The organism is Brevundimonas sp. GW821-FHT02A10 (genome assembly GCF_059422025.1).
The window spans coordinates 329,259-342,245 of record NZ_JBWKWC010000003.1 but is presented as its reverse complement, the minus strand read 5'-3'; the positions used below and the strand labels follow the sequence as shown (position 1 = coordinate 342,245).

General features: G+C 66.9%; 15 protein-coding genes. 7 read left to right on the top strand and 8 right to left on the bottom strand.

Annotated elements, in window-relative coordinates; all coding sequences use genetic code 11:
- Nucleotides 1-18: 18 nt before the first annotated feature.
- Entirely contained in the window at nt 19-2,349 is a 2,331-nt protein-coding gene (locus AC07U0_RS11235; RefSeq protein WP_494720095.1) for an ATP-dependent helicase, read from the bottom strand.
- 154 nt (nt 2,350-2,503) lie between these two features.
- On the opposite strand from AC07U0_RS11235, the gene AC07U0_RS11230 reads away from it, so the two are divergent.
- Nucleotides 2,504-2,713, top strand: a complete 210-nt coding sequence (locus AC07U0_RS11230) for a hypothetical protein (RefSeq protein ID WP_494720094.1) — start codon at nt 2,504-2,506, stop codon at nt 2,711-2,713.
- A 24-nt stretch (nt 2,714-2,737) separates the two neighbouring features.
- Here the strand turns inward: AC07U0_RS11230 and AC07U0_RS11225 are convergent, their stop codons facing one another.
- Both AC07U0_RS11225 and AC07U0_RS11220 read right to left on the bottom strand, forming a co-directional pair.
- Nucleotides 2,738-3,454: an SIMPL domain-containing protein gene (locus tag AC07U0_RS11225; protein ID WP_494720093.1), complete on the bottom strand. Its 717-nt coding sequence runs from the start codon at nt 3,452-3,454 to the stop codon at nt 2,738-2,740.
- 49 nt (nt 3,455-3,503) lie between these two features.
- Nucleotides 3,504-3,728, bottom strand: a complete 225-nt coding sequence (locus AC07U0_RS11220; RefSeq protein WP_494720092.1) for a ribbon-helix-helix domain-containing protein — start codon at nt 3,726-3,728, stop codon at nt 3,504-3,506.
- A 104-nt stretch (nt 3,729-3,832) separates the two neighbouring features.
- Here AC07U0_RS11220 and AC07U0_RS11215 point away from each other — a divergent pair, with 104 nt between their 5' ends.
- On the top strand, nt 3,833-4,591 hold the full coding sequence (locus tag AC07U0_RS11215) for a Coq4 family protein (protein ID WP_494720091.1): 759 nt from the start codon (nt 3,833-3,835) through the stop codon (nt 4,589-4,591).
- Here the strand turns inward: AC07U0_RS11215 and AC07U0_RS11210 are convergent, their stop codons facing one another.
- Entirely contained in the window at nt 4,592-4,801 is a 210-nt protein-coding gene (locus AC07U0_RS11210; protein WP_494720090.1) for a hypothetical protein, read from the bottom strand.
- 194 nt (nt 4,802-4,995) lie between these two features.
- On the opposite strand from AC07U0_RS11210, the gene AC07U0_RS11205 reads away from it, so the two are divergent.
- From AC07U0_RS11205 to AC07U0_RS11195, 3 genes are all read left to right on the top strand, one after another.
- Nucleotides 4,996-6,489 carry an ATPase domain-containing protein gene (locus tag AC07U0_RS11205; RefSeq protein ID WP_494720089.1) on the top strand — a complete coding sequence of 498 codons (1,494 nt, stop codon included), beginning with the start codon at nt 4,996-4,998 and terminating at the stop codon, nt 6,487-6,489.
- Between the two features lie 10 nt (nt 6,490-6,499).
- Nucleotides 6,500-8,176 (top strand): response regulator, encoded by a 1,677-nt coding sequence (locus AC07U0_RS11200; protein ID WP_494720088.1) that lies wholly within the window; start codon nt 6,500-6,502, stop codon nt 8,174-8,176.
- A gap of 89 nt (nt 8,177-8,265) precedes the next feature.
- Entirely contained in the window at nt 8,266-9,195 is a 930-nt protein-coding gene (locus AC07U0_RS11195) for a DMT family transporter (RefSeq protein WP_494720087.1), read from the top strand.
- 9 nt (nt 9,196-9,204) lie between these two features.
- Here the strand turns inward: AC07U0_RS11195 and AC07U0_RS11190 are convergent, their stop codons facing one another.
- Together AC07U0_RS11190 and AC07U0_RS11185 are read right to left on the bottom strand one after the other, a co-directional pair.
- Nucleotides 9,205-9,384 (bottom strand): hypothetical protein, encoded by a 180-nt coding sequence (locus AC07U0_RS11190; protein WP_494720086.1) that lies wholly within the window; start codon nt 9,382-9,384, stop codon nt 9,205-9,207.
- Between the two features lie 2 nt (nt 9,385-9,386).
- Nucleotides 9,387-9,572, bottom strand: coding sequence for a DUF4169 family protein (locus AC07U0_RS11185; RefSeq protein WP_494720085.1), 186 nt, complete (start codon nt 9,570-9,572; stop codon nt 9,387-9,389).
- A gap of 111 nt (nt 9,573-9,683) precedes the next feature.
- Here AC07U0_RS11185 and AC07U0_RS11180 point away from each other — a divergent pair, with 111 nt between their 5' ends.
- Nucleotides 9,684-9,920, top strand: coding sequence for a DUF2171 domain-containing protein (locus AC07U0_RS11180; RefSeq protein WP_492032674.1), 237 nt, complete (start codon nt 9,684-9,686; stop codon nt 9,918-9,920).
- A gap of 61 nt (nt 9,921-9,981) precedes the next feature.
- Here the strand turns inward: AC07U0_RS11180 and AC07U0_RS11175 are convergent, their stop codons facing one another.
- The gene (locus AC07U0_RS11175) at nt 9,982-11,256 is read right to left on the bottom strand and encodes a patatin-like phospholipase family protein (protein WP_494720084.1); all 1,275 of its coding nucleotides are present in this window, start codon (nt 11,254-11,256) and stop codon (nt 9,982-9,984) included.
- 113 nt (nt 11,257-11,369) lie between these two features.
- Between AC07U0_RS11175 and AC07U0_RS11170 the strand changes: the two genes are divergently transcribed.
- Nucleotides 11,370-11,756: a YccF domain-containing protein gene (locus AC07U0_RS11170; RefSeq protein ID WP_494720083.1), complete on the top strand. Its 387-nt coding sequence runs from the start codon at nt 11,370-11,372 to the stop codon at nt 11,754-11,756.
- Nucleotides 11,757-11,765: 9 nt separating this feature from the next.
- Here AC07U0_RS11170 and AC07U0_RS11165 read toward each other — a convergent pair whose 3' ends face one another.
- On the bottom strand, nt 11,766-12,836 hold the full coding sequence (locus tag AC07U0_RS11165) for an alpha/beta hydrolase (RefSeq protein WP_494720082.1): 1,071 nt from the start codon (nt 12,834-12,836) through the stop codon (nt 11,766-11,768).
- Nucleotides 12,837-12,987 lie beyond the last annotated feature (151 nt).

The following is a 12,987-nucleotide window of genomic DNA, read 5'->3' as shown; positions in this document are numbered from 1 at the left end:
GCGGACGGGGAGGGCGGTCTACCCCGCCTTCTCCACGAAGCTGTCGATGACCCGTTTCTCGCCGGCCTTTTCGAAGTCGACGAGCAGCTTGTTGCCCTCGATCTGCTGGACGTTGCCGTAGCCGAACTTCTGGTGGAAGACCCGCTCGCCGCGCTTCCACTTCGACCCCGCTTTCGGATCGGCGGTGGCGACCAGACGGCCGTCGCCCTCGATCACCGCGTGGCGGGCCTGGGCCGAACGCGGTGTCTGGCTGGCCGTGAACGACTGGGCCCGCTTCCAGCCGGGCGAGGAGTATCCGCTGCCGAACGACGGGGCGTCATCCCAGCGCGACCTGGCCTCCTTCATCCCGCCCGAGGCGCCGTAATAGCCGGTGTCGCTCTCGGCCTCGACGTGGGCGATGGGCAGTTCGTCGACAAAGCGGCTGGGCAGTTGCGAGGTCCAGCGGCCATAGACCTGACGGTTGGCGGCGAAGGAAATCCGCGCGTCCGACTTGGCCCGGGTGACGCCGACATAGGCCAGGCGCCGTTCCTCCTCGAGGCCCTTCTCGCCCTTCTCGTCGATCGAGCGCTGCGAGGGGAAGACGCCTTCCTCCCAGCCCGGCAGGAAGACCAGCGGGAACTCCAGCCCCTTGGCGCCGTGCAGGGTCATGATCTGGACCGAGTCCTCGCCCGCGCCCTTGTCGAGGTCCATGACCAGCGACACATGCTCCAGATAGGCCTGCAGCGTTTCGAACTGCTGCATCGCCTGAACCAGTTCCTTCAGGTTATCCAGCCGCGTCTGGCCGGTGACCCGGTCGGCCTTCTGCATGTCCGTATAGCCGCTCTCCTCGAGCACCATCTCGGTCAGGTCCCAGTGGCGGCTGTCGCGGGCGAAGTCGCGCCAGCGGTCCAGATCACGCACGAAATTGGACAGGGCGGTGCGCGTCCGGGCCTGCAGTTCATCGGACCCGATCAGGGCGCGGACCGCCGTGATCGCAGAGACGCCCTCATGCCGGGCGATCTGCAGAATCTTCTGGACCGAGGTGTCGCCGATGCCGCGCTTGGGCGTGTTGACGATCCGCTCGAAGGCCAGGTCGTCGTCCTCGGACTGGATCAGGCGCAGATAGGCATGGGCGTCACGGATCTCCGCCCGTTCGAAGAAGCGGGGCCCGCCGATGACGGTGTAGGGGATGGCCAGCATGACGAAGCGTTCCTCGAACGCCCGCATTTGAAACGACGCGCGAACAAGGACGGCCATGTCCTTGTATTTCATGCCTGTCTTGCGTGCGGTCTCGATCTCGTCGGCGATCAGCCGGCTCTCGGCCTCGCCGTCCCAGACGCCGCGCACCCGGACCTTGTCGCCGGTCGTATCCTCGGTCCAAAGGGTCTTGCCCAGCCGGTCGCGGTTCGAGGCGATCAGGCCCGAGGCGGCCCCGAGGATGTGGCTGGTGGAGCGGTAGTTGCGCTCCAGCTTGACGATCCTCGCGCCCGGAAAGTCTTTCTCGAAGCGCAGGATGTTGTCCACCTCGGCCCCGCGCCAGCCATAGATCGACTGATCGTCGTCGCCGACGCAGCAGACATTGCCCGTCGAGGAGGTCAGCAGCCGCAGCCACAGATACTGGGCGACATTGGTGTCCTGATATTCGTCGACCAGAATGTAGCGGAACCGGTCGCGATATTCCTGAGCGATATCCGCGTGTTTCGACAAAATCGTCAGGTTGTGCAGCAACAGGTCGCCGAAGTCGCAGGCGTTCAGGGTGGCCAGCCGCGACTGATAGGCGGCGTACAGGGCCTGCCCCTTGCCGTTGGCGAAGTCCTCGGTCGTCGGCAGCTTCTCGGGCGTCCAGCCGCGATTCTTCCAGTGGTCGATCAGGTTGGCCAGCGACTTGGGCGTCCAGCGCTTTGTGTCGAGATTGGCGGCCTCCAGCAGCTGCTTCAGCAGCCGCTCCTGATCGTCGGTGTCCAGGATGGTGAAGCTGGACTTCAGCCCCACCAGCTCGGCGTGCCGCCTCAGGATCTGGGCCGCCACCGAGTGGAAGGTGCCCAGCCAGCGCAGCCCCTCGGCGGAGGGGCCGATCAGATGGGTGATCCGTTCGCGCATCTCGCGCGCGGCCTTGTTGGTGAAGGTGACGACCAGCAGCTCCCACGGCCGGGCCTTGCCCAGCTTGAGGATGTGGGCCAGCCGGGTGGTCAGGACCTTGGTCTTGCCCGTGCCCGCGCCCGCCAGCACCAGCACCGGCCCCTCGGTTGTCTCGACCGCCAGCCGCTGCTCGGTGTTCAGCCCGGCCAGATAGTCCTGGACCTCGGGCACGCCATTCGGGCCGCGCGAACGGGCGAGATCGGAGATTTTGGGCGTGGGCAGATCGGACAACAGACGACTCGAAGCAGGGCGGATCGGGGGAACATAGGGAGTACGGCGCCCAAAGTCAGTCCCGTGCGTGACGGGAGCCATGGTTACCGTTCGGGAACCGCCTGTGACCGCACGCCGTTCTCATCGCCACAGGGATAACGGAAGGGACTACACAATGGCCGAGAACACAGCCAACTCCAGCGGCGGCGGCAACGCCGGCCTCGCCTTCGTCGTCGGTGGCCTTCTGGTCGTGGTGGCGGTGATTGCCTGGTTCGTCTTCGCCCGCGGCGGCATGGAGCAGACCAAGAAGGTCGATGTCGACGTCAACCTGCCCAAGGTCGAGGCGCCGAAACTGCCCGACGCCCCGTCGCCGCAGACGAACTGATCTACAATCAAGGCCTTCGGCTGATTATTTCAGCTGATAGGTGACCGTCGTCACGACGCGGACCTTCTTGTTCAGCGAGGAGGTCTCGTCGCCGATGTCGTCGCGGGCCAGGATTTCGAACGACCCCTGCGTCGCCTGACGGATGCCGCCCAGCGGGGTCTTCGAATCCTTGGCGAACTGCTCCGCGCCCGTGCGGGCCGAAGCGGTCGCCTCCGCGATCATGGCGGGTCTCACGTCATTGAGCTTCGTGAAGACATACGTCGGCGGCGTGAAGTCCAGCACCACGCCTTGACGCACCAGCTCGTTCAGCGCCCGCCCGGTCGCCGCGATCCGGTTCACATCGGTCGTCCGCACCAGAACGCTCTGGGCGAGGATATAGTGAGGCACGGCTTCGCTTGAGACGTATTCCCGGCTCTTGGTGTCGGTGACCTCCAGCCGGCCGAGCGTCACGACGTCGTCGCCATAACCCTGAGCCTTGAGGAAGTTGCGGACCAGATTGAGGTCGTTGTCGATCTTGGCCTGGGCCGACGGCAGTTCGTCTCCGGCGGCGGTGAAGCGCAGGGACAGCACGGCCAGGTCGCCGGTCACATTGCGCTCGGACACGCCGCGCACCGTCACCTGTCGATCGCCGACGCGGGCGTTGACCACCCCCTGACCGATGAACAGCCCGGCCCCGATCAGGCCAATGGCGATCAGCCCGCCGAACACGGCCGGAGGCAGCAGGGACTTGTCGAATTGCATGGTGTTTCCTCAAGAGCCTTCCGGGCTCTTTTCGGGAGAATGCGCTCGCCTATGGCGTTGTCAAACGGTGTTTTCCGGACGCGAATTCCAGCGCCAGTATCCGGCAGGCCGAGGCCAGGGGGCGGCGTCCGCGCGTCTCGTCCACCCAGGCCAGGAAGCCTGCATGGCTCTGGCCGCGCTCTTCGGCGAAGGCGTCCAGAACCACCCAGAACTCGGGCTCCAGCGCCACCGAGGTGGCATGGCCGGACAGGACGACGGAGCGCTTCTTCAACATGGGGATGTCCAGCGGGGGAGGGCTGTCGAACGACCATGTTAACCCGGCCTCATCTCCTCTAGAATAGGCTCCGCGACATTCAGCGTCTCTTGCCGGAACCGCTCATGACGAACGCCGCCTGTGCCGACGATTTCGACCGCGTCCGCCCGCAGAAGATGCGGCCCCTGACGGCGTTCCGCGCCTTCCAGAAGCTGATCCGCGACAAGGAGGACACCGCCCAGGTGTTCGAGATCATGCGCGCCCTGTCCGGCCGCTCGGTGGCGCGCGGCTATAACCGGATGCTGCGCTCGGTCGAGGGCGGGCGTCAGGCCTTCCTCGCCGAGGAGCTGGCCGCGAAACTCGATGATCCGGTCTGGCTGTCGCAGTTCGGCCCGGGCACGGTCGGCGCCGGCTACCGCGCCTTCCGCGAGGCCCGCGGCTTCACCGCCGACGGTCTCGCCGACGCCGAGCGCGAGGTCATCCCCTTCGTCGACGCCGAACATCCGATCGTCTGGTATTCGCGCCGCCTGCGCGACGTCCATGACATCTGGCACGTGCTGACGGGTTACGGCACCGACGCGCTGGGCGAGGCCTGCGTCGTCTCCTTCTCCTATGGCCAGACCCGCAACCTCGGCTTCGCCTTCATCGGCTGGGGCGCGGCGCGCGAGATCCAGCGCGAGGCCCGCGACATCCCGGCCCGCAAGGCCGCTTTCCAGGCCTGGCGCAACGGCCGCGCCGCCCGCTGGCTGCCGGGCCTCGACTACGACGCCCTGTTCGCCGAGCCCCTCGACGCCGCCCGCGCCCGCCTCGGCATCCGCCCGGCCAGCGTCTACGCCGCCGTGCCCGAGGCGAAGAAGGCCGGGCTCAAGCTCAGGGCTGCGTGATCATTCGCCGTCGGGCTTCGGCGCCGTTTCGGGACCAGTCGTCTCCGGACTGACCGGCAGAGGCTTGCGCTCGATCTCGACGTCCGATCCCGGCCCGGTCAGCTTGCCCAACACATAGACTCCGCCCTCGGCCAGGGCCTTGGCCAGCTGGTCCTTCTTCGCGAACGCGGCCTCGGCGGCGAGGATTTGCCGTTTCCTGTCCTGATCCATCTACGTGACCTCCACGCGGCCTTCTGCGCCGCGTCGGCGGTGTCTGCAATATCCCTGGAAAAGGACCCGTCCGCCAAAGCCGGACTTCTCAACCTGTTGTGTACGCTGGCGTTCTTTCCCTTTTTTTGAGTCCGTGTAACCAAGTTCCGGGCCGGGCGTTATGGCTCAGCTGGAAATACAGGACGCACACCGGAATGACGACAGAGGCCACTACGCTCGACGCAGGCTTCGGCATCGAGGGTCTCGACGACATACTCGTCGGCGGACTGGAACGCGGACGGGTCTATCTGCTGGAAGGCGCGCCCGGCACGGGCAAGACCACGGCGGCCATGCGATTCCTGCTGGAGGGCGCCAGGCTCGGAGAAGCCGGCCTCTACATCACCCTGTCGGAGACCGAGGAAGAACTTCGCGGAACGGCTGTGTCGCACGAGTGGACGCTCGACGGCGTGGACATCTTCGAGCTGGTCCCGCCCGAAAGCCTGCTCGACGAGCAGCAGCAGCAAAGCCTTCTCTATTCCTCCGATCTGGAACTGGGTGAGACCACCCGGATGATCTTCGAGGCGGTGGAGACCCACAAACCGAGGCGCGTCGTGATCGACAGCCTCTCGGAAATCCGCCTCCTCGCCCAAAGCTCGCTGCGCTATCGCCGGCAGGTCCTGGCGTTGAAGCACTATTTCTCCAAGCACGGCGCCACCGTCCTGCTGCTCGACGACCTCACCACGGACGTCAACGACAAGACCGTGCACAGCGTCGCCCACGGGGTGATCCAGCTTCAGGAGCTGGCCCCTGAATACGGCGCCGAACGCCGCCGGGTGCGGGTCATCAAATATCGCGGCCGGCGTTTCCGCGGCGGCTATCACGACTTCACCATCAAGACCGGCGGGCTTGAGGTCTATCCCCGTATCGTCGCGTCCGAACACCATACGGCCTTCGCCCGCACCCCGGTGTCCAGCGGCGTCGGCGAGCTGGACGCCCTGCTGGGCGGGGGCATCGAACGCGGCTCCAGCGCCCTGATCCTTGGCCCCGCAGGCACCGGCAAGTCGCTGTTCTCCATCAATTTCGCAGTCGCCGCCGTGGCCCGCGGCGAGAAGGCGGCCCTGTTCATCTTCGACGAGGAGCTTGGTCTGCTCTACGACCGGATGACCAAGCTCGGCATCGACCTTCGCTCGATGGAGGAAGGCGGCTCGCTGGTGATCGAACAGGTGGACGCGGCCGAACTGTCGCCCGGCGAGTTCGCGTCCCGTGTCCGAAACTGCGTCTCGTCCCAGAACATCCAGACCGTGATCATCGACAGCCTCAACGGCTATCAGGCGGCCATGCCGCAGGAACAGTTTCTGGTCCTGCACATTCACGAACTGCTGCAGTATCTTAACCGCCAGGGGGCCTCGACCTTCCTGACGGTGGCGCAGCACGGGCTGGTCGGGGAGATGAAGGCGCCGATCGACGTGACCTACCTTGCCGACACGGTGATCCTGCTGCGCTATTTCGAGGCCATGGGCACGGTCCGGCGCGCGGTCTCCGTCATCAAGAAGCGCTCCGGCATGCACGAGAACACCATCCGCGAGTTCAACATCGGCGACGACGGTCTCACCCTCGGCGAACCCCTCAGCGGGTTCCAGGGCGTGCTCCGCGGCGTTCCCAATTTCGTCGGCCCGGGCGCGGGACTGATGGGCGAACCGGCCGCATGAGTTCTTGTACATGAGTGTGGGCGGCGCCCTCTCCGAACGCTCCCTCGTTCTGGCCCCCAAGGGGCGCGATGGCGGAATTGCGGTCGCGATCCTGACGGAAGCCGGCTGTCCGGCCCTGTTGTGCCGCGACCTCGACGATCTGGTGGCGCGTATGGAGGAGGGGGCCGGGCTCGCGGTCATCGTCGATGACGTGCTGCGATCGGCCGATCTGGCCGGTCTGTCCGGCTGGATTTCGGACCAGCCGTCATGGTCGGACTTCCCCTTCCTCATCCTGACCCAGAGGGGCGGCAGCGTGGAACGCAACCCGGTCGCCCAGCGCCTGTCGTCGGCGCTCGGCAACGTGGGCTTCCTCGAACGGCCGTTTCATCCGACGACCCTCGTCAGCGCGGTCCGCACCGCCCTGCGTGGCCGCAGCCGCCAGTACGAAGCCCGCGAACGGATCGAGGAAATCCGCCGCGGCGAGGCCCTTCTGGAACGCCGCGTCGCCGAACGCACCGAGGAGCTGGAGGCCGCCAACCGCCAGCTCGCCGCCCAGATCGCCGAGCGGGAAAAGGTCGAGACCGCCCTGCGTCAGGCCCAGCGGCTTGAGGCCGTCGGCCAGCTGACCTCCGGCGTGGCGCACGACTTCAACAACCTGCTGACCGTCATCCTCGGCAATGTCGAACAGCTGCAGAAGCGCACCGACGACCCGTCCGTCACCCGTCGCCTGTCGATGATGGGCGAGGCGTCGCGACGCGGCGCCGCCCTGACCGCCCAGATGCTGGCCTTCTCGCGCCGTCAGAAGCTGGAGCCCCGCGCCGTCGACCTGAACGAGACGGTCCGCAGCATGGGCGACCTGCTCCAGAGCACCATCGGCGGCAGCGTTCATATCCTTGAGCCCGAACTCGCCGACGGCCTGTGGACCGCCATGATCGATCCGACCCAGATCGAGCTGGTCATCCTCAACCTGGCGATCAACGCCCGGGACGCCATGGACGTGGGCGGCACGCTGAAGGTCGGCACCGCCAATGTCACCATGCCGCCCCCGCAACGCCCGGAACAGCCGCCCGCCGGCGAACATGTACGGGTCTCGGTCGCAGACAATGGCTCCGGCATGACGGAAGCGGTCCTCGCCCGCGCCTTCGAGCCCTTCTTCACCACCAAGGCGGTCGGCAAGGGCTCCGGCCTCGGCCTCAGCCAGGTCTTCGGTCTGGCCAAACAGTCGGGTGGCGGCGTCACCATCGACACCGTCGTCGGCCAGGGCACCACGATCAACGTCTATCTGCCGCGCGCCCATGCGGTGCCCAGCCCGGAAGCCAACGTCATTCCAGTCTCCCGGATGGCCCCGGCTGACGATATCGTGGTCCTGATCGTCGACGACGACGAGGCGGTGCGCGAGGTCACGGCGGGCATCATCTCTGATCTCGGCTATATCGTCGTCGAGGCCGGCAGCGGCGGCGCGGCGCTGGACCTCTTCGACAAGCGTGAGGACATCCAGGCCGTCATCCTCGACTTCGCCATGCCCGGCATGAACGGCGCCGATGTCGCGCGCGAGATGCAGGGACGCCGGCCGGCCTTGCCGATCCTGTTCGCCACGGGTTACGCCGATGCCGAGGCCCTGGCCGCCGCCTCCGACGACCGGATCGTCCACAAGCCTTTCAAGGCGGGCGAGCTGGCCGACAAACTGGCCCTGGCCTTCGCCTCATAAGGCCCGCTTGTGGGTCGCTGGCGACATTCGGGTTGCGGCGACGCTCGCCGACGTTCATCGCACAGGTCCAATCTCCCCGTGAGCCCGATTTGACCGAGATCGTCGTTTCCAAGCCGTTCTGGCGCAGACCCTCCGCCGGCGCCCTCGCGGTGCTGGGCGTGGCGGTGTGCGCCCTGATCTGGGGCACGACCTGGTTCGCCATCACCTTCCAGCTGGGCCACGTCGACCCGATCGCCTCCATCGTCTGGCGCTTTGGTCTGGCGTCACTGATCCTGTTCGGCGTCTGTCTGGTGACGCGCCGGTCGATCCGGTTGACCCGCACCCAGCATCTGGCGGCGGCCGGGCAGGGGACCTTCGCCTTCGCGCTAAGCTACACCTTCGTCTACACGGCCGAGGGGCTGATCACCTCGGGCATCGTCGCCGTGGCCTTCGCCTCCATGGCCCTGATGAACCTGATCCTGTTCCGGGTGGTGCAGAAACAGACCGCCCACCGCGCCGTCTGGATCGGCGCCTCGCTCGGCGCCCTCGGCGTCGCCGTCCTCTCGGGCGGAGAGCTGCTGGGCGCGCGACTGGGACCTCAAGCGGGCCTCGGCGTCGCGCTTGCCGTCGCCGCCGCCGCCGTCTCGACCATCGCCAACTGGTTCGCCTGGCGCGGCCAGCAGGCGGGGTCTCAAGTCATTCCGGCCACCGCCTGGGCCATGGGCTATGGCGCGGCCCTCGTCGCCCTCTTCGGCCTGATCAGCGGCGTGCATTTCTCCATCGCCCTGACGCCCGCCTATCTCGGCTCGCTGCTCTATCTGTCGGTGTTCGGGTCGGTGATCGCCTTCGTGATCTATTTCAGCGTCGCACGCAGCCGGGGCTATACGCTCGCCAGCTACATCGGCGCCCTGACGCCTCCGATCGCGCTTCTGGTCTCGGTCGTGTTCGAGGGCGCGCGCTTCGGCTGGACGGCGCTCCTGGGCGTGGGTCTGGTCGTCGCCGGTCAGGTCCTGCTGGCCCGGGCGCCGAAGGCCTCCTAGGCGAGCGGGCTAGCGGAACCAGCCCGAGCGCTTCGTCTTCTTCTCCGCGACCTTCGCGGCCTCGACCTGCTCCGGCGTCCTTGCGGCGGCGGCCTTCAGGCGGCGCATCTTCTCGGCCTTGATCCGGCGCACGGCCAGCAGCGAGATCAGGCCCAGACGGGTGCGGGGGTCAGCAGCATATCCGCCCATTGTCAGTCCTCCGGGGTCTCGCGTTTCGCGCCATCGAGAAGCCGTGAGACCTTCGACCGTTCCGTCTCCGCCGCCTGACGCTCGCCCTTCGTCCGGCCGTGGGCCGCCCGGTTGGCCGCCGCCACGGCCTTGTCGTCCGTCTTCGCCTTCGCCTTGCGCACCCGGTTCAGGTTGATGATCTCGGCCAAAGGTTCCTCCGGTGAAGCTTGATAAATCAACGGGATAGGGCGTCGTTCCGCGAAACCCGTCCGGCCCCGTCGCGTTGATACGGCGAACCCAATCTCGCACGGAGAACCCCCATGGTAGACCTCGCCCTCATCAAGGAACACCTCGAAGTCGTCGGCTCCGACGGCGGCCACGTCGGCCGCGTCGACCACGTCAGCGGCGACCAGATCGAACTGGCCAAGCTCGACCTCGCCGGCGGCTTCAAACACCATATGATCCCCGTCAGCTGGGTCGATCACATCGACGAGCACGTCCATCTGAACGTCACCAAGGACGACGCCAAGGCCCGCTGGACCGAGAAACCCCACTAGACTGACACTGCCTCCCCGAACGAAAGGCCCCGTCATTCGGCGGGGCCTTTTTCTATCCGGATCAGGGTTCTGGTGACGTCGACTGAGGCGCCGCAGCAGGCGTTCCCGGCGGGGCTGCGGGCGTCGGCGGCGTCGCGAGCGCCTCGGGGATCTCTTCCTCGCGCAGGGTCTGGGGCGCGACCAGCGGTTCGGGCCGTCCCGTCTGGTTGACCGAGGCCCAGGCCTCGCCGCTCACCGCCCGGCTGCGGCCCAGCTCGAACAGGGCCTGCATCGAGGCCGTGTCGAACTTCAGGCTGGAGACCGTGATGTTGTCCGGGATCGACGACATGGTCACCGACATGCCGTTGCGCGCCCCGAACGCCGCCGTCGCCGCCAGCGACAGTCGCAGCGACGACTTGCTCATGCTCTCGAAGGTCCGGCTCAGGATGCCGTCGATCCGGCCCGGGGTGACGCCGGTGTTCCTGCCCACCTGACCATTGATGATCACATACAGGGCGCTGTTGGCCCGCTGCGGGCTGGGGTTGGTCCACAACAGCAGGTCTTCGGGAATGGCCAGGAAGGGCGTGTTGACCCCGCCGTCCACGTGCATGTCCTGCACCACCTGACCCTGCGGCGTCATCCCGGCGATCAGGACCGGCGGGAAGATGCCCGGGATGCTGGCCGAGGCCACCAGCACGTCGCGGAACAGCTGAAGCGCATTCTCATCACCCTGCGTCGCCAACACCCCCATGTCCCAGATCACCGTCTCCTCGGTGTCCAGATCGGTCGTGGCGACCAGCAGCCGGCGGCCCTTTGCGTGTTCGGCGGCGATGGCGCGCAGCAGTTCCGGCGTGACGTTCTTGTCGACCAGGTCCCGCAGCACGCGCGAGCTGAACAGGCTGGGCCCCAGCAGAGCCGAGAAGGTGCGGGCGCTGAGCAGGCCCGTGGTGCCGCCGCCGACATAGGCCTCGCGCAGTTCGTCGTCCCACTCCGGGCCCAGGAAGGCGAAGGGGGCGGCCAAGGCCCCCGTGCTGACGCCCGTGACGACGTTGAAGCTCGGCCGGTCGCCGCGTTCGGTCCAGCCGACGATCACCCCGGCGCCGTAGGCGCCGTTGGCCCCGCCGCCGGACAGGGCGAGGATGCTCTCATGCCCGTCCCGGGCGCTCAGCCGTGTTTCGATCAGATTGGCCAGGGCCTGAAGTTTCGCGGTGTCGTTCGACCGGATGCGCGGATCGGCGACGGGGATGACGGATTCCGGCGCGATTCTCAGCGGCCCTTCCGGCCGCGCCAGGGTCCCGCACCCGGCCAGCATCAGTGCGCTCAACAGCGTTAGGGCCAGAACGGTCCTGCGTATCATCGGGATTGCCCTTCCAGAGGCGGTTTTCAGACACCGGGCTTACCGCGAATTCACGACGGAAACGCGGTCGGGCCCTTGCTTGCTGCAACGCACAGCTTCAGCATTGGATCATCATGATCCGACTGATCCTAAACATCCTCTGGTTCATCTTCGGCGGCTGGATTTCCGGCCTGCTCTGGCTGCTGGGCGGCGCCATTCTGGCCCTGACCATCGTCGGCCTGCCGTGGACCTTCGCGGCCTGGCGGATCGCCAGCTACTCCTTCTGGCCCTTCGGCCGAGAGGTGGTCTGGCAGGATGAGCTGCCGGCGGGCGGCGGCTGCCTCGGCCTGCCGCTGAACATCATCTGGTTCGTCTTCGCCGGCTGGTACATCGCCCTGGCGCATCTGATCGTCGCGGTCGCCGAGTTCGTCTCCATCATCGGCATCCCGTTCGCCCTCAAGGACCTCGAACTGGCCAAGCTGGCTCTCGCCCCCGTCGGCCGAACCATCCGCGACAAGTGACGGCTGGCCCTATGGCGGATTGAGCGGGTTGGATTCTTCCGGCACCTGCGCCGGGGTCTCGCCGGGCTCGGCCTTGACGCGCCAGCCCCGGGTGCGCGGCACATATTCCCGGTTGGGGAAGCCGTCCAGCGCATGGTCCGCCAGCACATTGGAGATGTCCTTCGCCATCGCCTTGCTGCGCAGATAATAGCTGTGCTCGACGAAGGGATCGGCGTCGCCCGCCACCACGCGGCAATCGACGCAGACGATCTTCTTGGGGATCAGGTCGATCATCCGCGGCCCGTCGGAGCCCAGCCGGTCCGGATTGGCCTTGGTCTTGTCCGAGACCAGCAGCCCCTTGTCGCGCGGGTTGAAATAGACCGTCACCTGCCGCCCGATACGCGGCAGCAGGCGCAGCTTGTCGTCGTGCTCGAAGGTGTCGTCGTCCTCGTCGGGCGCGGCCAGCAGGATCTGGTCGAACAGCCGCGTCAGGCTCTTCTCGTCCTTGGCGATCAGCGCCTGAATGGCGTTGCGCAGCACATAGGCGCCCATGCTGTGCACCAGCAGGTGGACGCTGCGCTGGCAGTATTCACTGTCCTTGAGCGCCAGCACATAGTCGCGGAATTTCAGGAAGGCGCGGGCGATGGCGGGGCCCGTGACCCGGGCGTCCTCGCGGTCGCTGTAATAGGACATCAGCGGCACGGCCTTGCCGTCCGAGGGCCAGCTGAAGACGACGATGTTCACCGGACGGCCCTCGACCTTCAGGCTTTGCGCCAGCAGGGCCCCGGCCTGCAGGGCGCCGTCGAAGGTCACATTGAACCCGTGGATGAAGACCAGGGTGTCCGTCTTCGGCCCCGACGCCATCACCCCGCGCAGGTCGTTCATGAACATGCCGCCGCCGGTTTTGGCGACGTCCTGCACGCCCTTCTTGTCCGGATAGACGAACAGCGACTGCCGCACCGGGCTCTTCGGATCGGCGGTGAAGTCGGCATATCCGAACCTCAGCGCCGCCACCCCGTCCGGGTTGAAGGCGCCGCCGAAGGTCTGTTTGGCGGGGATGTGGTTGCGATTGGTCGCAAAGAAGACGCGGACGGTGGCCATCGATCGCTCCCGTGTGCGCCACGGCCGGGGCGTGGACCGCGATCACATATCACGGGTCGATTTAGCAACCAAGGCGTGTGGCGCTGCGACATATCGCGGCTCGCGAGGGTCGGTTCGGGTTTGCGTCAGAACCCGTGAATGCGAAACGGGG

Excerpts from the sequence above, each read along its gene's own strand:
- AC07U0_RS11230 (WP_494720094.1), top strand. The coding sequence starts at position 2,504 with ATGGCCGAGAACACAGCCAACTCCAGCGGCGGCGGCAACGCCGGCCTC.
- AC07U0_RS11225 (WP_494720093.1), bottom strand. The coding sequence starts at position 3,454 with ATGCAATTCGACAAGTCCCTGCTGCCTCCGGCCGTGTTCGGCGGGCTG.
- AC07U0_RS11220 (WP_494720092.1), bottom strand. The coding sequence starts at position 3,728 with ATGTTGAAGAAGCGCTCCGTCGTCCTGTCCGGCCATGCCACCTCGGTG.
- AC07U0_RS11215 (WP_494720091.1), top strand. The coding sequence starts at position 3,833 with ATGACGAACGCCGCCTGTGCCGACGATTTCGACCGCGTCCGCCCGCAG.
- AC07U0_RS11210 (WP_494720090.1), bottom strand. The coding sequence starts at position 4,801 with ATGGATCAGGACAGGAAACGGCAAATCCTCGCCGCCGAGGCCGCGTTC.
- AC07U0_RS11205 (WP_494720089.1), top strand. The coding sequence starts at position 4,996 with ATGACGACAGAGGCCACTACGCTCGACGCAGGCTTCGGCATCGAGGGT.
- AC07U0_RS11200 (WP_494720088.1), top strand. The coding sequence starts at position 6,500 with ATGAGTGTGGGCGGCGCCCTCTCCGAACGCTCCCTCGTTCTGGCCCCC.
- AC07U0_RS11190 (WP_494720086.1), bottom strand. The coding sequence starts at position 9,384 with ATGGGCGGATATGCTGCTGACCCCCGCACCCGTCTGGGCCTGATCTCG.
- AC07U0_RS11180 (WP_492032674.1), top strand. The coding sequence starts at position 9,684 with ATGGTAGACCTCGCCCTCATCAAGGAACACCTCGAAGTCGTCGGCTCC.
- AC07U0_RS11175 (WP_494720084.1), bottom strand. The coding sequence starts at position 11,256 with ATGATACGCAGGACCGTTCTGGCCCTAACGCTGTTGAGCGCACTGATG.
- AC07U0_RS11170 (WP_494720083.1), top strand. The coding sequence starts at position 11,370 with ATGATCCGACTGATCCTAAACATCCTCTGGTTCATCTTCGGCGGCTGG.
- AC07U0_RS11165 (WP_494720082.1), bottom strand. The coding sequence starts at position 12,836 with ATGGCCACCGTCCGCGTCTTCTTTGCGACCAATCGCAACCACATCCCC.